The 17,679-nt window shown below is 67.7% G+C and carries 16 protein-coding genes; 10 read left to right on the plus strand and 6 right to left on the minus strand.

Features of this window, described 5'->3' with window-relative positions:
* Nucleotides 1-6 precede the first annotated feature (6 nt).
* The 4 genes from TPA0908_RS29490 to ssd are packed head-to-tail and all read right to left on the minus strand — an operon-like array spanning nucleotide 7 to nucleotide 3,891.
* Complete coding sequence (locus TPA0908_RS29490; RefSeq protein WP_281943528.1) at nucleotides 7-735, minus strand: type II secretion system F family protein; 729 nt, start codon at nucleotides 733-735, stop codon at nucleotides 7-9.
* The gene (locus TPA0908_RS29495; RefSeq protein ID WP_281943530.1) at nucleotides 735-1,583 is read right to left on the minus strand and encodes a type II secretion system F family protein; all 849 of its coding nucleotides are present in this window, start codon (nucleotides 1,581-1,583) and stop codon (nucleotides 735-737) included. Before TPA0908_RS29495 ends, TPA0908_RS29490 begins: the two co-directional genes overlap by 1 nt.
* Nucleotides 1,580-2,791, minus strand: coding sequence for a TadA family conjugal transfer-associated ATPase (locus tag TPA0908_RS29500; RefSeq protein ID WP_281943532.1), 1,212 nt, complete (start codon nucleotides 2,789-2,791; stop codon nucleotides 1,580-1,582). Before TPA0908_RS29500 ends, TPA0908_RS29495 begins: the two co-directional genes overlap by 4 nt.
* Nucleotides 2,788-3,891, minus strand: a complete 1,104-nt coding sequence (gene ssd, locus TPA0908_RS29505; protein WP_281943534.1) for a septum site-determining protein Ssd — start codon at nucleotides 3,889-3,891, stop codon at nucleotides 2,788-2,790. Before ssd ends, TPA0908_RS29500 begins: the two co-directional genes overlap by 4 nt.
* A gap of 308 nt (nucleotides 3,892-4,199) precedes the next feature.
* Here ssd and TPA0908_RS29510 point away from each other — a divergent pair, with 308 nt between their 5' ends.
* The 7 genes from TPA0908_RS29510 to TPA0908_RS29540 all read left to right on the plus strand — a co-directional run bounded on the left by TPA0908_RS29510 (nucleotide 4,200) and on the right by TPA0908_RS29540 (nucleotide 13,724).
* Complete coding sequence (locus tag TPA0908_RS29510; RefSeq protein ID WP_281943536.1) at nucleotides 4,200-4,889, plus strand: VHL beta domain-containing protein; 690 nt, start codon at nucleotides 4,200-4,202, stop codon at nucleotides 4,887-4,889.
* A gap of 120 nt (nucleotides 4,890-5,009) precedes the next feature.
* Nucleotides 5,010-5,897 (plus strand): hypothetical protein, encoded by an 888-nt coding sequence (locus tag TPA0908_RS29515; protein WP_281943538.1) that lies wholly within the window; start codon nucleotides 5,010-5,012, stop codon nucleotides 5,895-5,897.
* Between the two features lie 1,255 nt (nucleotides 5,898-7,152).
* A complete protein-coding gene (locus TPA0908_RS29520; protein ID WP_281943540.1) occupies nucleotides 7,153-8,523 on the plus strand; it encodes an Eco57I restriction-modification methylase domain-containing protein in 1,371 nt (456 codons plus the stop codon).
* Nucleotides 8,524-8,570: 47 nt separating this feature from the next.
* A complete protein-coding gene (locus TPA0908_RS29525) occupies nucleotides 8,571-10,955 on the plus strand; it encodes an ATP-binding protein (RefSeq protein WP_281943542.1) in 2,385 nt (794 codons plus the stop codon).
* Nucleotides 10,952-12,079, plus strand: coding sequence for a hypothetical protein (locus tag TPA0908_RS29530; protein ID WP_281943544.1), 1,128 nt, complete (start codon nucleotides 10,952-10,954; stop codon nucleotides 12,077-12,079). The genes TPA0908_RS29525 and TPA0908_RS29530 overlap by 4 nt, the downstream gene beginning before the upstream one ends.
* 130 nt (nucleotides 12,080-12,209) lie before the next feature.
* Nucleotides 12,210-12,683 carry a hypothetical protein gene (locus TPA0908_RS29535; protein ID WP_281943547.1) on the plus strand — a complete coding sequence of 158 codons (474 nt, stop codon included), beginning with the start codon at nucleotides 12,210-12,212 and terminating at the stop codon, nucleotides 12,681-12,683.
* 561 nt (nucleotides 12,684-13,244) lie between these two features.
* The gene (locus TPA0908_RS29540; RefSeq protein WP_281943549.1) at nucleotides 13,245-13,724 is read left to right on the plus strand and encodes an Imm1 family immunity protein; all 480 of its coding nucleotides are present in this window, start codon (nucleotides 13,245-13,247) and stop codon (nucleotides 13,722-13,724) included.
* A 121-nt stretch (nucleotides 13,725-13,845) separates the two neighbouring features.
* Here the strand turns inward: TPA0908_RS29540 and TPA0908_RS29545 are convergent, their stop codons facing one another.
* Together TPA0908_RS29545 and TPA0908_RS29550 are read right to left on the minus strand one after the other, a co-directional pair.
* Nucleotides 13,846-14,313, minus strand: coding sequence for an NUDIX domain-containing protein (locus tag TPA0908_RS29545; protein WP_281943550.1), 468 nt, complete (start codon nucleotides 14,311-14,313; stop codon nucleotides 13,846-13,848).
* Nucleotides 14,314-14,336: 23 nt separating this feature from the next.
* Nucleotides 14,337-15,560: a helix-turn-helix domain-containing protein gene (locus TPA0908_RS29550; protein WP_281943552.1), complete on the minus strand. Its 1,224-nt coding sequence runs from the start codon at nucleotides 15,558-15,560 to the stop codon at nucleotides 14,337-14,339.
* A 317-nt stretch (nucleotides 15,561-15,877) separates the two neighbouring features.
* Here TPA0908_RS29550 and TPA0908_RS29555 point away from each other — a divergent pair, with 317 nt between their 5' ends.
* The 3 genes from TPA0908_RS29555 (at nucleotide 15,878) to TPA0908_RS29565 (ending at nucleotide 17,549) form a co-directional block, all read left to right on the plus strand.
* Nucleotides 15,878-16,105, plus strand: a complete 228-nt coding sequence (locus TPA0908_RS29555; protein ID WP_281943554.1) for a hypothetical protein — start codon at nucleotides 15,878-15,880, stop codon at nucleotides 16,103-16,105.
* The gene (locus tag TPA0908_RS29560; RefSeq protein WP_281943555.1) at nucleotides 16,098-16,352 is read left to right on the plus strand and encodes a hypothetical protein; all 255 of its coding nucleotides are present in this window, start codon (nucleotides 16,098-16,100) and stop codon (nucleotides 16,350-16,352) included. The genes TPA0908_RS29555 and TPA0908_RS29560 overlap by 8 nt, the downstream gene beginning before the upstream one ends.
* Nucleotides 16,353-16,742: 390 nt before the next feature.
* Nucleotides 16,743-17,549 (plus strand): HAD family hydrolase, encoded by an 807-nt coding sequence (locus TPA0908_RS29565; RefSeq protein ID WP_281943557.1) that lies wholly within the window; start codon nucleotides 16,743-16,745, stop codon nucleotides 17,547-17,549.
* Nucleotides 17,550-17,679: the final 130 nt, after the last annotated feature.

The raw sequence follows: 17,679 nt of genomic DNA on the forward strand, positions 1-17,679 counted from the left end.
GATGGTTTACAGCACGTCGCCGAGGACGGCGACGATCACCGGCACCAGACCGGCGAGAATGAAGGCGGGCAGGAAGCACAACCCGAGCGGCAACACGATGAGCACGCCCGCGCGTCGGGCCGCCGCCTCGGCCGCGGTCGAGCGCTCCGCCCGCAGGTCGTCCGCGAGTCGGGTGAGCGCGCCGGCCAGCGCGGCGCCACTGTTCGACGAGCGGACCGCGGCGGTCACCAGGCTCTCCGCCCCGGCGACCGGGCGCAGGTGCGCCCACGCCTCGGTCGCCGTACCGCCCAGGCCCAGCGTGCGGCCCACCCGGCCGAGCCGGTCCGCGAGTGGCCCGCCGAGCGCCTCGGCGACCGCGAGCGCCGAGCGGTCGACAGGTGCGCCGGCCCGGAGCGCCGCGGCCAGCAGATCGGCGGCGAGCGGCAGGTCCGCGGTTTCGCGCAGGCGACGCTCCCGTACGGCGCGGGGCTCGATCCGGCGTAGCAGACGGTCGGCGGTCACACCGGCCAGCAGACCGGTGAGCAGGCCGGGCCAGCCGCCGGCGACCACCGCCACGGCCACGGCGGTCAGGCCGGCACCCAGCCGGATCCGGTCCGGCCACCAGCTCGGGCGGCCTTGCGAAGGGATCGGCGCGAGCCGGCGCAGCCGCCGGACCGGCCGGGCGGTGGCCCCGGTGACGAGTACGAGGGAAGCGGCTCCGCCGAGGCAGACGGCGGCGACCACCTGGCGGGACATCAGGCCGCCCGCCCTGGCCCGGCGCCGAGCCGTTCCGCCCAGAGCAGCCCGCCCACCTGCAGGGCCACGGCCGCCACGGCGCTGCCACCGCCGACCGGCGTGTGCAGGAGCACGGCCACCGGGTCGACGCCGATGGCGTAGCCGAGACCGATCCCGCCGAGTGGCAGGGCGGCGAGCAGCCACGCCGTCGCCCGCGCGCCGGCGGCCTGGGCGGCGGCAGCGGCGAGCCCTCGATCGGCCGCGCGGGCGTCGGCTTCGATCCGTTCGAGCAGGTCGGCCAGCGGCGCTCCGGTCCGGTCGGCAAGTCGCACCGCGGCCCGGGTCAGCCGCGCGATCCGCCCCGCACCAGTGTCGAGCAGGTGGCCGGTGGGCAGACCGGCCCGCAGATCGGCGGCGACGGCACCGAGCCGGTCGAGATCACGACGGTGCTCCGCCCGGGCCGCCTGCCGGGTGCGCCTGCGTACCGCCGCCCGGGCCGCGAGCGTGCCGTATACGGCAAGTGCCAGCGCGGCCACCGGACCACCGAGGAACGCCCCCACCCCGCCACCGAGCAGCGCCGCCGCCGGCGGGAACCGCCGGACGGAGACGGCCCGGAACGCGGCCAGACCCGCCGACGTCGAGGCGGGCCGCCGGTCAGGGGCCGGCCGCGTCGGGAACGCAGCCCGACCGCCCGACGTCGAGGCGGGCCGCCGGTCAGGGGTGGGCCGGCTGCCGGGACCGGGTCCCGGGTCGAGGACCGCCCGCTGTCGGGTCCGGCCGGCGCGTACCGGCCAGCCGACCGTCACCGCGGCACCGACCAGCAGCACGACCACCAGCCCGAGCTGACCGGTCACGAGCTGGCCGGTCACGAGGGGCCTGCCGCGTCGGGCCAGACCGCACAGAGGATCGGCGGCACGGGCACGCCCCGCTCGCGCAGCAGGTTGCCGAGCGGCCGGGCGGCCAGGCCGAGACCACGGCCCCGGATCCAGGCCGGAACCACTGTCACCACCCGTTCGGGGCCACCCGGGAGGAGCAGGCCGATCGAGTCGAGCACCCGCCCCTCGCCGGTCCGGCGTACCTGGAGGACGACCTGCAGGGCGGCGGCGACCTGGGCGTGCAACGCGATCCGCGGCAGCCCGCCGAGCATCCCGAGCGCCTCCAGTCGGGCGGGCACATCCGTCGGGGCGTTGGCGTGCAGCGTCCCCGCCCCGCCGCCGTGGCCGGTGTTCAACGCGGCCAGCAGGTCGACCACCTCGGCGCCCCGGCACTCGCCCACCACGAGCCGGTCCGGTCGCATCCGGAGCGCCTGCCGGACCAGGTCGCTGAGGCCGACCGCCCCGACGCCCTCGACGTTCGCGGTGCGCGCCTGCAACCCGATCACGTGCGGGTGCACCGGGCGCAGTTCGGCGGCGTCCTCCACCAGCACGATCCGCTCGGTGCCGGGCACCAGCCCGAGCAACGTGTTGAGCAGCGTGGTCTTGCCGGAGCCGGTGCCGCCGGTGACCAGGTACGCGAGCCGGGCGGCCACCACCGCGTCGAGCAGCGGGGCGACCGGACGGGGCACGGTGCCGTGGTCGACCAGTTCCGCCAGCGTGAACGGCCGTTGCCGGAAGGTGCGCAGCGACAGGTAGGGGCCGTCGGTCGCCACCGGTGGCAGCACGGCGTGCAGCCGGGTGCCGTCCGGCAGTCGCGCGTCGGCGTAGGGCGACGCGTCGTCCAGCCGGCGACCGGCCGCCGCGGTCAATCGCTGCGCCAACCGGCGTACGTCGTCGACCGTGCCGAGCGGCACGGCCACCTGGTGCAGGCCCCGCCCCCGGTCGACCCAGACCCGGACGCCGTTCACCAGCACGTCGGTGACCTGTGGGTCGGCGAGGAGCGGCGCGAGCGGGCCGGCGCCGACGAGGTCGTCGTGCACCCGGTCGGCGATCCGCAGCAGAGTGGTGTCGCCGAGCACGCCGGCGCCCGGCTCGGCGCGTACCGCGGAGACCACCGCGGCGGAGGTGACCGGGGTGGCGTCGGCGGCGAAGCGGTGCCGGACCCGGGCGGCCAGCTCTCCCGGATCGGCCGGGCCGGTCACGCCGCGCCCGCCGCGGACCGACCGGTCAGCTCGTCGACGAGCCGCTGGCACAGCACGGCGAGCGGGCCCTTGCCGGTGGCGCCAGGGGCCTCGCCGCGCTCCAGCCCTCGGCACAGGCCGGGCTCGGGCCGGAGCGTCCCGGCGAGCGGCAGGCCGAGGGCGCGGGCCACCTCGGCCGCCCGGAGCCGGCCTGGCGCCGGGCCGCGCACGATCACCGAGAGGTCGGCGCACTGCGGTGCCACCACGGCGGCCACCCGGGCCGCGGCGGCGGTGGCACGCAGCTCGGCGGGCACCACGAGGAACGCGCGGTCGGCCGCCTGGAGGGCGATCACCGCCGCGTCGTCGAGATGCCGGGGCAGGTCGAGCACGACCAGGTCCCGCCCGCGCCGGCCGGCGTCGACAGTGGCGGCCATCGCCTCGGCCGGCAGGTGCCGCAGGTCCCCCCGGTCCCACGAGAGCACGACCAGATCGCCACGGCTGGGCAGCGCGCGGACCAGTGACGGTGGATCCACCCGGCCGTCGGCGCCGGCCAGCTCGGGCCAGCGCAACCCGTCGAGTTGCTCCCACCCGAGCACCAGGTCGAGGCCGCCGCCCAACGGGTCGGCGTCGACCAAGAGCGTGCGCAGCCGGGACCGGGCCGCACTGACCGCGAGCCCGCCGGCGAGCACGCTGGCTCCCGCGCCGCCACGCCCGCCGAGCACCGCCACGACCCGGCCCGGGCCCGCGCCGACCGGCCCGGTCACGCACTCGGCGAACCGGTCGACCAGCCAGGGTTCCGCCGCGGGCAGCGCCGCGACATGCTCGGCGCCGATCAGCTCGGCCAACTCCGTACCCGGATCGAGCTGGCCGGAGCGCCCGACCAGCACCGTGCGCGGACGCCGCGGCAGGCGGGCCCGCAGGCAGGCCGCGGCCTGGTCGGCGCCGACCAGCACCAGCGGCGCGGGCGCCCAGCGGGCGCGGGCGGCTGCCGGGTCGGCCGCCAGCTCGACCTCGGTGCCGCTGGCCGCGGCCAGGCGCAACAGCTCGTCGAGCAGGTCACCGTCGGCCGTGACGAGCAGCGGCAGTCGACGGTACGGCGGAAGCGGGGTGCGGGGCGCCATGGCGGCCTCCAACGGTCGGACTCGGACGTGCCGTGGTGGAGCGTCCCCATCCGGCCGACCGTGCGGGTGCCGCAACCGCTCGCCTGTGGACAACGAAGGGGCTTGTGGACAGACCTCGCCGAACGAGTCGATCTGCTATGCGTCGGCGCGGCCGGATCGGCGGGGAACGTTGCCCGGACGACTGGTCCGGCCCAGCTCACCGGCCGGAACCGGCGGCCCCGCCAGCCATTGACTGGGAACGCTGCCCGTCCCGCATAATCGGAGCCCCCTGCCGTGGAACGGACGGCACCGCTCGCGGAATCGAGGCCATGACCGATTCACCGCACGGCACCGGAACCCCGTCCGGCCGACGCCACCCCCGGCCAGCCCTGCCAAGCGGCGGCGAGGTCTGGCTCCGCGACCCGTCCCCGGCCACGCTCGCCTCGGTGGCGATCGGGGTCATGGTGGTGGTGCTGGTCGGCACGCTCAGCTACTTCGCCATGCCGCGCCGCCCCGACCTGCCGCCGCCCGGCGGCGCTGAGGCGATCCTGGCCTCGCCCGGCACGCCGGCCGCGGACCTGGCGACCGAGTCGTACTCCCCGGCGCCCGTGTCGCTCTCCACCCGCGCCGCGCTGCCGACCCGCGCGCCGGCCCCGCCCCGCCGCACCACTGCGGCCGCCCGACCACCGGCGCCGAAGCCGTCGGCCAGCCGGACGAAGCCGCCGGTGTCCCGACCCGGCGAACTCACCCCGCTGCCGGCGTCCCGGGAGTCGACGCTGCGCTCCAGCGGGGGCGGGCCGGAGACCTTCGTCGACTTCGTCAACGCCCGGACCGCGCCCGTGGTCGTCAACTGGCTGAACTACGACGGCCGACGCCAGCGGTACGCGGTGCTCCAGGCGGGGCAGTCCTACCGGCAGCAGACGTACGTGGGCCACCCGTGGGTGGTGACCGACGAGCAGGGCCGAGGGCTCGCCTGCTTCGAGCCCGCCCGGCAGACGCTGCGCGCCGTGATCCGCTGACTGTCCCTTTCGGACGCTTTGCCCTCGCGGTGTAACGACATCACCACGCTGTGCGGTAATTGATCGACAGCAACTATTGGGCGGTACGACCGCCCAGCTGTCTCACCGAGAGGAGCGGGGATGCACAAGACCTGGCGGAGGGCGGCCCTGGCGGCCAGCCTGTCGATCACGGGGGCGCTGGGCGGGCTGGTCGCTGCCGCGCCGGCACAGGCACAGCCGGTGGCGTCCGGTTCGGTCACCTTCAGCGGTGACCAGGGCGACTACATCACCGGCGGCGGGTCGTACGCCTATTCGGTCGCCGGCGGCGACCAGCTCACCACCTCCGCGTCGACCGACGCCAGCCACGTGTCGGTCAACGTCAACGGCTACGGCGGCGACTGGTGGTACCTGGACTTCGACGCCCCGGGCAGCCAGCCGCTGACCCCGGGCACCTACGAAAACGCGACCCGTTACCCGTTCAACGGCGCAGGCCCCGGCCTGAGCCTGGACGGGAACGGCCGCGGCTGCAACGAGCTGACCGGCACGTTCACCGTGCTCAACGCCGTCTTCGGACCGAACGGCTACGTCCAGACGTTCGACGCCACCTTCGAGCAGCACTGCGAGGGCGGCACCACGGCGGCCCGCGGCGAGGTGCACATCGCCAACCCGCCGGCCCCGGCGCCGCTGGACCTCGCGCTCGCCGTGGCCACCCAGGGCACGGCCAGCACGGTGAGCGGCAAGGCGGTCGTGCACGGCACGGTCACCTGCAACCAGCCGACCTCCGTGGCGCTCTACGGCACGGTCACCGAGATCGTCAAGAAGACCATCGTCCGGGGTGACTTCACCACCCGCGTGGACTGTGTCCCGGGCACCCCGGCGGCCTGGGCCGCCACCGCCACGCCGACCGGCACCGTGCCGTTCGTCAAGGGTGACGTGGAGGTCAGCACCAGGGCACAGGGGTACGACAGCGAGTACAACCAGTACGTCGAGGTCAACGACACCGCGGTCGTCAACCTGATCAAGGGCTGATCCGCCGATCGGAGCGGCCGGCCCGGCGAAGGGTCGGCCGCTCCGCCACGCCGGCACCCGGAGACGACCGAGCCGAAAAAGGCGCTCCCACCTCAGCGGGAGCGCTCCACACAAAGGGACGACCCCCGTCGGGGGGAAAGTGACCTGACGTAGCAGCGAGAGTGATCGAGTGCCGTGCCGCGTGGTCAGACGCATCCGTCTTGCCGTCGAGCATGATCGAGAGTTGCCACGTGATACGGCGTTCGCTGACGATCGGCTGACGCGCCGCGTCCGGCACTGCGGTCGATGCGGTGCAATCCGGGGCTGCATCCTTCACCTCGAACGGCCGTCCGTCTGCGACGTGCTCCGGCTGCATCGGTCCCGGCTCGTTGCTGTCGACAGCCCTACGTGATCGAATCCGTGCGGCCAGCGCGACTGCGCGAAGGAGACCACGGTGACTCAGGAACCCAGCCGTCAGAAGCTACTTTCCGGTCGCCACCATCTCGCAACTCTGGTCCTCGCCGTGCTCGCCTCCTGCGCGGGAAGCTCCGCGGTGGCTGGCGCATATGCCTCCTGTGATGTCGGGGTCAACACTGGGTAGTGCCATGCCATGATCGAGTGCCGGCAGATGGTACGACGTTCGCTCGCTATCCCCTGACTCGCCCTTCAACTCGTTGCGGGACGAGCCACCAGCATCCAACCGCCTCTCCAAGTAGTGACGGCTCTCGGATCACGGTTAGCACCCTGCGTCTGGCAAACTTGCGGCCATGGCGACCATCGAGACGGCAGGCTCTTCGAAGTCCGCTCACAGACGAAACGCATGAGGATTTCCGTTGATGATCATCGCCAAGCGGAGGGTGTGGTCGTCCGCCCCCCCGGTCGCCAGCTCGCGCCCAGACACCAAGGCAACCCCTCTGAGGACGAACGCCTGCTGCGCCGGCTGGCCTCTTGGTGCCGTGCCAACAGCCGGGAAGCGAGCCTCGCAGCTCACGTGCCAGGGCCGAACGCGACAGAACAAGCGCAGCTAGCAGCACTAGGCGGCGTCTCAAGGTCCCTGATGGGATCCTTAGCGGACGGCGTTAAGCCCCTACTTCCTCGGGCCGTCGCTGAATGGGCCGCTAATGCTCCGCTACTGCCTCCGGAGCTCCTTGAGCCTCTGAGGGCTAGCCTGAGCCGCCGAGTGGATCCCCTCGCTCTCTTGTACGAGCGGTTAGTCGCAGCACCCCGACGTCGACCGCTAGGGACATTCTTCACCCCGCCCGACATCTCAAGCTATATGCAGAAGCTTGTTGAGCAGCGCCTTTCCTGCCCGCCAAAGGCGGTCATTGACCCGGGCGCGGGCGTGGGCGCTTTTACCCGAACAGCACTTGAGGCATGGCCAGAGGCTAACATCCACGCCGTCGACATTAATGTGGCAACACTCGGTCTACTTGCAGCCACCCCGCAGATTACGTCAAGCCTACCCAACCGGGTTTTCCTTCACCATGCCGACTTCCTGGATTGGTCATTGCACCAGTGGGCTGCGATTCCGGGACCGCGTCTAATCTGGGGCAATCCTCCCTACACAAGACATCAAGGGCTGACCCGCGCAGCTAAAGAGCTAGCAAAGAAGGCTTCGGGTTATTTGGCACCAGGTGGCCGAGCAGGGCTTTCGACCTATTTCTTAGCAGCATCACTCGCACATCTAGATCCCGCTGACAGCCTGTGCCTCCTACTGCCCTCCAATTGGCTCGAAGCGGATTACGCGGAGAGCCTCCGGCGTTACCTATGGAGCGTCAAGGAGCGACCGGTAGAGCTCCACATCTTTCCCCACGCCTTGAATCTATTCCCCATCGCCTCTGTGGCTGCAATGGTCCTCTGGGTCGGGCCGGTGAATTCAACGGTCAACAAACTACACGTCATCCGATTGAAGGGCGAGCTTGGTTTGGGCTTCTCTCGCGCTGCATCTCAAGAGGTTCAGCGAGAAGGAGCGCCGCCCAAAAGCTTCCTCTTCGCCCACACCACCCATTCGAAAGTACGGCAGAAGACTGTCCCACTAGCTTCGATTGCCCGCATACGGAGAGGCGTCGCAACGGGATGCAACCAGTTCTTCCTACTGACGGACGAACAGGTAGCGAAGTTGCCCGACACCGCATACGTTCCAGCGGCAACCAGACTCCGTGACATCCCGACCGACCACCTAGACGAAATGGCGCACGACACCATAGGGGCTCGGGGATTACGCAGGTGGCTCCTATGGCTCAGCGAACAGGACGCGAGCGATCCGATTGTTCGCCAACTACTTGAACTGGGCAGACTAAAGGGCGTTCCTGATGCCTACCTTTGTAGCGCACGAAGCCCTTGGTACGTTGTCGAGAAAATCCCCGCACCGGACCTACTGTTCGGGCCGATGTCAAAGGGCCAATTTCGACTCATCGTAAACTCCGCGAAGGCCATTCCTACCAACACCTTCTACGGCATCACAATTCGTCGCGCGCCCAAGGCAGCCGAGCCCATTGCGTGCTTGGCATCCTGGATCAGAGGCCCCGCAGGACAGGATGCCCTAGCCAATGCGTCACGACAGCATGGCAGTGGCACGCTCAAGATCGAGCCGCGGGACCTTGCCGACCTTCAGATCCCGATCCAGATTGCCCAAGCTCTGGACTGACCGTAGCCCTAACGCTACGCTCGGCTCTTCACGGGAAGGAGTACGCGTTGGCGCTCAACGAGACCCAGGAGTCTTTCGGGTTCTCAGTCGACACCCACTTGTTCCGGGAGCTGGGCGAGCTCCTTGTCGGCCGCGATAGCACTGCCCTGATTGAGTTGGTAAAAAACGCATATGACGCCGACGCCACGGTGGTCACGGTCCGAGGCGAGGACCTGCGAGGGCCGAATGGGCGAATACTCGTAAGTGATAATGGAGTGGGCATGGCCCCTGACGTTTTTCGGGGCGCCTTCCTCCGAATCGCGGGGCGCTATAAGGAAAAGGGAAGCAAACAAAGCCCGGTGTATGGGCGCCATTACACTGGCGCAAAAGGCGTCGGAAGGCTAAGCGCCCATAAACTCGCTCGCAAGCTTGTTGTCAACTCAGTACCTCAAAACCTCGCCGGCAATGACCTTAGGGGTGTGCAGGCAACGATTGACTGGCAGAAGCTAGAGGAGGAGTACGAGACCTTCGACGACGCGCGCCAAGGACTCGATGTCCGCACTTTCCCAGTAACACCCCAGCATTCACACGGCACACGACTCCAACTTGAAAGACTACGCCGCAGATGGACTGGCGCCGCTCTCTCAAACTTCGTCTCCCAGATCTCGTCATGCACGCCACCAATAGAGCTCGCGCAAGGGCCGCCACCAAACCTCTTCTCCTCAAGCGATTTATTCGATGACTTTGTTGTCTCGTCGCGTAAGCCTGAGGACCCAGGGTTCCGGATCAAGTTTGAAGGCGACCTCAATGCAGGGGAGGATCTATGGCCTCAACTCCTAGAACAGACCGACTGGCTCGTAGAAATTAGAGCAAAGCCAGACGGCGTTGAGTTTAACATCCAACCTTCCATGGGGCAGATATCCAGTAAGCACGGTGGTAGCGACTATCAACTCCGCCGCGACCACCCGGATCCTCATGTAGGGCCATTCTTTTCAGCTCGAATCTATGCGAGAGTCGGTCAAGTACGCGGAATCGGAGCGAGAACCTCCTCACTCCGGAAGTTCGCTCGGACATCTCGCGGCGTACGAGTATACGTCGAGGGGTTCCGTGTTCTGCCTTATGGCGATCAGGGCGATGATTGGCTCAACCTGGATCGCGACTATGCACGTAGAGAGCGTGAGTTCTCTATCGAGCTGGATGACGCATCGAGCCGCCTGCTCATGCCGGTTGAGAAAGAAGCCTACTTCAATCAGGGCAACGATCAGTATGTCGGTGCCGTTTTCATGACTGCTGCCGGCGCTTCGCCGTTGCGCCCTGTAGTTAATCGCGAAGGGTTTGTCCAAGACGCGGCGTTCGAAGTACTGCGCGAGCTAGTCCGAAACGGCGTCGATTTGCTTACCCGCGTGAGGGCGTCCCATGCTCGTACTGAGCAAACGGCCCGCTTGAACACGATGCGCCGCGAGCTTTCTCCACCACAGACGCCATCAGCGGCACCATCCCCTGGCCACCAAATACAAAGCTCCTCAAGTTCAGCTATTGCTGAATCGGCCGAATCTTCCTCCGATGAGACGAGCGACGGTCTCTCCTTGCCGATCTCAATCACTCGCCGTGAGATCCGCACACTTAAGGTAGAACTAGGTGCCAACTCGGACGTTGCCCCTCGACTAGCCCTCATCGAGAAGGCGATCGATTACATCGAGGAAGCCCAGCGTGGGGACGAGGTCAGAGCTACCCTCCAAATTCTGGCTGGCGTGGGCCTCCAGTTGGCTGCGTTCGTGCATGACATCAACGGCATCCTCGGCCTAGCCCAGGCGATTCGAACAATTGCGTTGGCCACTGCTAGCGAGAACGACCAACGAAGACGCGATGAATTGCTAACCGACTTGGAGAAAGCTACAGACGAGCTCGTACAGTCACTAAGCCGCCAAAGCAGTTACTTAGTAGAGGTGGTTGGCCCTGATGCGAGGAGGCGTCGGCGACGCATCCCTTATTCGGCGGCAATCGAGCCTAGCCTCCGTCTTCTCTCCACAACGCTCATCGAGCGCCGAATTGAGGTAGTGCAGGAGGTCGACCAGAGCGCTCGAACACCGCCAGTATTCCCAGCGGAGATAACCATCATCCTGACCAACGTTCTTACGAATGCGGTTAAAGCTGCGGGCGAGAAGGGCCGAATTCTCATTTCCGCGACACAGGGCGCAGATAGCGGCTTGGTGCTGAGAGTTGAGAACACTGGGGTACAAGTCGATCTCCATCAGTCGGAGCGCTGGTTCCGCCCGTTTGAGTCCACTACCACGGAGGTCGATACCGTGCTTGGACAAGGAATGGGAATGGGATTGCCGATTGTGCGGCGACTAGTAGCTGAATACAACGGAAGTGCACGGTTCGTCGCACCAACGAGCGAATACAAAACCGCCATTGAGGTCAGAATACCCGGCCGGAGGACAGGTCAGTGAGCTCCAACACCCCTCGCATCCTTCTGATTGACGACGAGGTCTCGAAAGAGGAGTCCGTAGCCGCCGGGCTGCGCTTGTCGAACTTGCTAGTAGAGGTGCGGTCTCCGAACACGGTGACGCGGAACGATCTCCGGTCGTCTAAGGTCATCGCAATCGACCATCACTTTGATTGGGCCGTGGTCCCACATCCATCTGAGTGTCTATACTGGCCGCACGACGGCCTCGCGGTCGCGGCCGTTGTTACCGGCCACCTTCGGGACATGGATCATCATGCCGCCGTGGTTCTGCGAACGGGCAATCTGGATAGTATCGCAGGCCCTCTGCCGAGCCAGTTGCGCCAGCCTGCGGTTGCCGCCGAGAACGGACTCGACTGGGTCTTCCGTAAGGGAGACCCTGCAATTGCTGATGGCCTTCACAGCATTGCACGAGCCGTTGACGGCCTCGAATCACTGGTAGCAGATCCAACGGGGTGGAACGAAGGCTGCGCTTGGTTGGATGTACCAGAGACCAAGTGGAAAGAGGCTGCCCTCGCAGACGTTCAGGTCTGCCGGCCGCCGGAGAATTTCGTGGCGGCGTATACTTCCGGCAGCGCTTGGTTACGCTGGTTCGCCCAACGAGTTCTTCCGTTCCCGACCTTTATCATTCCGGATATCTGGGCCGCGACCCTGCTGCGCCTACCTCTTGAAGACTTCCGGGAGATCACTTCAGAAGACAATGGGTTGGCTGAGGCGCTTAATCAATGCCGGTATACAGGCCACCTAGCGGAACTCGGCGAACGACGATGGTGGCGCGCCGGGCTCGATTCGCTGGTGGATGCTCTCCTGCTGGATGCGTCTAGTCACCTTCCGGAGGCGGAGGCGCTCGCGGAACAAATGACGGTCCTGCGCGGAAGCCCGGTGCGAACCATCGGATTTGACTATCCGGTTGTGACGATTGACAGTGATTACCAACCTGGCGAGGTTCTTGACGCGAGCGACTGCGTTCGCCTGACTCCGGACTTTTGGCCGGTCTTCGGCCAGGAGCCTTGGGCCGCGTTTGATGACTTGTACGACGATCTGCAACTTCGAAAGATGGTCGCCCGAGGTGATCGTCCTCGCTCTAGAAGGGAGGGCGACGATGCATGAGGCTACTGCCACCTCGGGAACTCTCGTCACCTTCGACACAGGACCACTTCTTTGCTTCGGCCATCTTCCGCGTGGGGTCAGAATCGTTCGACAGCGCTACTTCCAGCGAATGCGTTGGACTGAAGCCGTCATGAATGAGATTGTCCATCATGCTGAAAGACGTGGAACGAATACCGACAACGCAGAGCTCTCGGCGGCTGCCAAAAAGTGGACCGGACGCGACCGTGGCGCTTTTGGAGAGCCGCACTGCTTCGCAGAGCGCGCCGACGTCGAAAAAATGCGGCAGTTGGTTCGTGCGGCGTCTCGGAACCCAAAGTCGGACGATTCAGACCTTGGCGAGTCCGAAACACTTCTCTTTGCCCAACAGACCGCCTCTGTCGCAATGATTGACGAGAATGCTGGCCGGAAGGTCGCCGGCAATCTCGGGATCCGTGCTCATTGCACGCTTGATGTGCTGATCGCGGAATATCAGGACGGGCGTCTGCCGTTGACCGAATTGAAACGGATGTGGGAGCTGCTGCGTAGTTCCGGCCTAGACGGCGGGGACGTGCTGCCATCAGACAGAGGAGCACTCCGACGGTGGCCCAGTCCCGCACCCCAATGAACGATTATTGCGGATGAGCTAAGCGCCTTTAGGAGGTGATGGTTGATCTGGCGGTGTCCTGTCTAGGATCAACGTCGCGTTTATGCGCGATGCGATGCGAGGCTCGCCCCGGTCATCGGCCGGGGCCGCTTCGTTCTGCCCCAGCAGTCCACCATCTGATCCCCTCGAATTCGATGGCAAGCCGCGGAGCGGCGCGGCAGTCGATCGCCCTGCCCTCCGCGCTGCCCGACTAGTCACGCGATCGTCCCGCCCCTTGTGAGCGATCGAGCCTTGGCCGCCGCCGCGTCGGCCGATGCCGGCCGAAGGCCGCCAGCAGGCCGTGCGCGGCGGGTGCGGCCCGCTTGCGGGCCGTCTTGATCCTGAAGAGAGTGTTTCGGCAGTGGTGTCCTTGTGAACGTTGTCCCGTCACGGGACATGCTTGACACTGCGTCCCGCCAGATACTTGACGTGATCCTCAAAGCCCTGGGAAGCCCTCACGGTCCGCGATAGTGCGCGCATGCCGGCAGACGGCTGTGGTCCTACCTTTCGAGAGGGCCGGGCAGGATCGCTACGGTGTCGGGCGTGATTCTGTCGGTGAGCAGTCGCGTATTCGATGAGGCCTGGCGCCACGCGACGACGTGGGAGGAGAAGGCTCAACTGGTTGAGCTAACGATGGACCGGCTCCCATCCGACGATCTTGCCTGGTTCGGCATCGCCGACCGACCAGTCAGTGACGACGAGCTGACGTCGGACACCTGGCTCGCCGTCGCGGTCAACAAGACCGCTGGCTACGGAGCCTTGATGTGGTGCGTCGATTCCCGCAGCCCGAGACGCGGCGGCATCTATGAGCACGTCTGGCTGACCGACAACTCAAGACCACCGAAGGCCGACCCCCAGGTCGTGGCGAACCCGGATGCTGGACTGATCCACAGTCCTCGCAGCACACTGCCCATAGCCCAGATTCGTCTGGCCGTGGAAGAGTTCTGCTACGGGGACACCGGCGACCGGCCAAAACGAGTCAGCTGGTCACGCGGCGACCTCAACGGCCACCGCCACGACTGAGCCGGGCACGTCAGCCGATGGCCCCAGTCGCACCAGCGTTTGGGAGCCGCGCGCCCACATCAGATCATCGGCATGTCGCTGCTGTCGTAAAATGCGTTAGTTTGCCACGCTACTGACTTCCTCAGATGGCGCTGCCATGCTCGGCGTAGGCGGGCGTGCCGCCCCGGCGTGCCGCGATTGCGGTGCGGATCCTGCGGGCCAGCCGCGACGGGCCATGCTCTTCCAAGGACTCTTCGTCCACGTAGCGCCATTCAGTGAGTTCGCCGTCCGCAAAGCGGATCTCGCGCTCGCTGTCGGGTCCGAGTGACCCGCCGTCGAAGATGAAGAGGAGCTTGTCGCCCTCGCGCTCGGCGGGTGCCCAGTCCACGACCAGCATCGGTCCGAGCGCGGGCGTGAGGCCGAGTTCCTCTCGGATCTCCCGTACGCAGGCTGCCCGCGGTGACTCGCCGGGTTCGACGTAGCCGCCTGGGATGTCCCAGTGCTTCTTGTAGCTCGGGCGCACGAGCATCACCCTGCCTTCGTCGTCGAAGAACAGGGCGCCGGCGGCGACGCGTGGGGTCGCCACGGGTGGCATCTCGTTGGCCGTCACCAGGGCAGCCTAGATGCCTCGATTCAGTCGAGCACCTTCAGCCGGCGAGCCAGGCCGACCAGCTCGGCCGGCGGCTTACCGCGCTGCCGGCGGACCCAGGTCAGCGCCAGTTGTCTGCTGAGGAAGTGATGCCTGACTTGCTCGGGCGCCATCTGCTCTGCTTCGAGCAGCGCAGCTTGGGCGTCATCGACGCGGTTCCACGAGCTGTAGGCGCGGGCGACTTCGAGGGCGTGCCGTACCCGACGTTCCATCGGGAGCCCGGTGGTGTCGACGCGCGGGCCGAGGTTGACGGCCACCTGTACATCGCCCAGCTCGGCTGCGGTGGCGACGCGGTGGATGGCGACGTTGGTCGGGCCGAACGCGGTCCAGAGGTGGTTGGCATCGTTTCCGAGCTGGTCGGCGGCGTGCTCTGCCGCGGTGAGGAAGGTGCGGGTGGTGCCGGCGTCGTTGGAGCGGGCGGCGGCCATGGAGCCGGACAGGAACAGGGTGCCGTAGACGGAGAGCAGGGCCGGCGAGGCGTGTGCCAGGTGGGGCTCCAGGTAGCCGGCGGCGTCTTCGGTGAGACGTACGGCTTCGGTGTAACGGCCGGTGGCGTGCAGGGCGTGACCGACGGACCGGAACAGAGAACCGGTGATGAGCGGGTCGCCGGTGGGCCGGACGGCTGCCAAGCCGCGGTCGGCAGCGATCCAGGCGAGGTCGACCTCTCCGAGCTTGGTGAGCTGGGTGGCGGTCAGCTGATAGGCAAGGCCGAGGAGCCGGCGGGCTTGGTCCTGGTCGTCGCCCTCGTGGCGGTCGGCGGCGGCCTGGGCGCGGTGGAGTAGGTCGGGTAGGCGGCCGGTGACATACCCGAATCGGGAGTCCTGGTAGGCGTCCCAGAGCGCGCCGACGTCCTTGCGCAGCATGGCAACGGTCGGTGGCTCGTCGTGAAAAGTGCCGCCGAACGGGGCAATGGCGCGGTAGTTCATCAGCGCCGACCGGAGAGCGGGGACGGTGTCGGTGCCGGTGTCGGCGGTCCAGTCAAGCAACACGGGTTCACCGAGAAGATCACCAAGGGATACGTCCAGGACCTCGGCAAGGGACTTGATGACGGAGAGCCGGTCCAGCTCGATGCGGTTGTTCTCGACCTTTCCGAGCCAATCAGCGGTGCGGCCGATGAGCCCGGCAAGGACTTCCTGCGACAGGCCGCGCCGGCGGCGGTACCAGGCGATGCGCTCACCGATGGCCAGGGTGTTGGTTGTCCGGCGCACCGTTTCACCTTCTCCCCTCGGCCGGCTGCGACCCCGGAAGGATTTTCCGGGTCACTGGGCGGTTTCGGCCACAACCTGGCTTCATGACGAGGCTGAACGACTCGACCACATGTCAATCCTGCACTCGCGGGAGCTCGAAGCGCGCCGGTCGCGCGGCGACCTGCTGAGGCTGGCCCGGGGTGGGTGCTGGCATGGGACCGCGACCCGAACGCCGGTCACGAGAGAGCCCGCCCACCTCGGCGCCCCGCAGCCGGCCGCCTGTTCCGGCGGGCGCGCCCAAGCCGGGTGCGCTGGTCCTGCTTGACGGTCGCGCGTCGGTGCAGTTCGGCGGCGATCGGGTGCTGTGGCTGCGGGTCACCGCAGTCGGCGACTGGCCGGCGTATGACGGCTGGGTATGGCTGACCGGCTACGTCATCAACCCGGTCGACGGGCAGGCGTTGGCGCGGCGGGAGGTCTTGGCGCAGATCGCCGGCCTTCAGATCAGCCCTCCATCCAGCGTGCCGTCGCCGGAACTGGGGCGGACGGCAGGGAGGCGTGGTGTTTGACCTTCGGATTCGGCTCGGCGCGGTGCTCCGGGTGGAGGCTGCCGACCGCTACCGCCCGTCGGACGGCCCGGTGATGCTCCGGGTGACCGGCGTCCGCCTGGTGCTCAACCGTCCCGAGCGCGAGCAGTGGATCTGGGTCGAGGGCATCAAGGCAGCGCCGCGCAGTCAGCGGGGTAAGCACACTCAAGTCCTCGTACCCGTGCGGCTGTTCGCTCCTCCAGGTGCGGGTGACGGGGCGGGCGGCTGACATTTGCTGACTTTCCGACTGACACCCCGCGTCGGGTAAGCCGGGAAAAGACGCTCCCACCAGTGCGGGAGCGCTCCACACAAAGGGACGACCCCCGTCGGGGGGAGACGGGGGTCGTCGGGTGGTTCGGCTCCGGGGGGGTCGAGCCGAACCGACTCAGCGGTCACGGGGGGTGCAACCGCCGAGGGCCTCCAGCAGCGACAGGACGTGAACTCCCGTCGTGAGGACAAGCATGCCGCAGCCGACCCTTATACGTCGAGTGGTGTTCACTCCACGCAAAGCTAATTTCTCGCGCGTCCGTGTGACCGGCGTCACTCAGCCGGGTGCTCCTCAGGTTAGGGGTCCGGGCCGGGCGGCTCTGGGCGTCCCGTCCGGCTAGACTTTCGCGCCGTGGGCCGTGGTGCCGCTTTCTTCGATCTCGACAAGACCGTCATCGCCAAGTCGAGCGCTCTGGCGTTCGGTCGGCCGTTCTACCGGGACGGGCTGATCACTCGGCGTGACGTGGTCAAGTCGGCGTACGCGCAGCTGATGTTCCGGCTGGGCGGCACCGACGAGCAGACCATGGCCCGCACCCGAGACTATCTGGCCACGCTCTGTAAGGGCTGGCCGGTGGAACAGGTCCGCCAGATCGTCGCGGAGACGCTGCACGAGCTGATCAACCCCTATGTGTACGCCGAAGCGGCCGCCCTCATCGAGGAGCACCAGGCTGCCGGCCGGGATGTCGTGCTGGTCTCCGCCTCGGGCGAGGAGATGGTCCGACCGATCGGCGAGTTGCTCGGGGTGACCGACGTGATCGCCACCCGGATGGCGGTCGTCGAGGGCCGCTACAGCGGCGAGGTCGAGTTCTACGCGGCCGGCCCGAGCAAGGTCGACGCCGTGGGCGAGCTGGCCCAGGAGCGCGACTACGACCTGGCCGAGTCGTACGCGTACTCCGACTCGTACAGTGACCGGCCGCTGCTGGAGTGCGTGGGCCACCCGTCCGTCGTCAACCCGGACCGGGCGCTGCGCAGGCTGGCGATGGAGAACGCCTGGCCGGTGCTGGAGTTCCGGCACCCGATCCCGCTGGGCCGCCGGTTGCGGGAGCGGCCGGCGGTACCGGTCGCGGCGGCGGCGCTGGGCGTGGGTGTCGGTGTCGCCATCGGCATCGCCTGGTACGGCCGGCACCGCCGCACCCGGGCCGTCGCGCCCACCGCCTGACCCGGCCGGCCGCGACCGCCAGCGGCAGCACCGGAAGAAGGCTGCGCGCGCCCAAGAGGCGGAAGCGCCCAGAGGCGGAAGCGCCCAAGAGGCGGAAGCGCCCAAGAGGCGGAAGCGTCCAGAAGACGGA

The organism is Micromonospora sp. AKA38 (assembly GCF_027925725.1).
Lineage (GTDB): Bacteria > Actinomycetota > Actinomycetes > Mycobacteriales > Micromonosporaceae > Micromonospora.

Excerpts from the sequence above, each read along its gene's own strand:
- TPA0908_RS29490 (WP_281943528.1), bottom strand. The coding sequence starts at position 735 with ATGTCCCGCCAGGTGGTCGCCGCCGTCTGCCTCGGCGGAGCCGCTTCC.
- ssd (WP_281943534.1), bottom strand. The coding sequence starts at position 3,891 with ATGGCGCCCCGCACCCCGCTTCCGCCGTACCGTCGACTGCCGCTGCTC.
- TPA0908_RS29510 (WP_281943536.1), top strand. The coding sequence starts at position 4,200 with ATGACCGATTCACCGCACGGCACCGGAACCCCGTCCGGCCGACGCCAC.
- TPA0908_RS29515 (WP_281943538.1), top strand. The coding sequence starts at position 5,010 with ATGCACAAGACCTGGCGGAGGGCGGCCCTGGCGGCCAGCCTGTCGATC.
- TPA0908_RS29520 (WP_281943540.1), top strand. The coding sequence starts at position 7,153 with ATGCAGAAGCTTGTTGAGCAGCGCCTTTCCTGCCCGCCAAAGGCGGTC.
- TPA0908_RS29535 (WP_281943547.1), top strand. The coding sequence starts at position 12,210 with ATGAATGAGATTGTCCATCATGCTGAAAGACGTGGAACGAATACCGAC.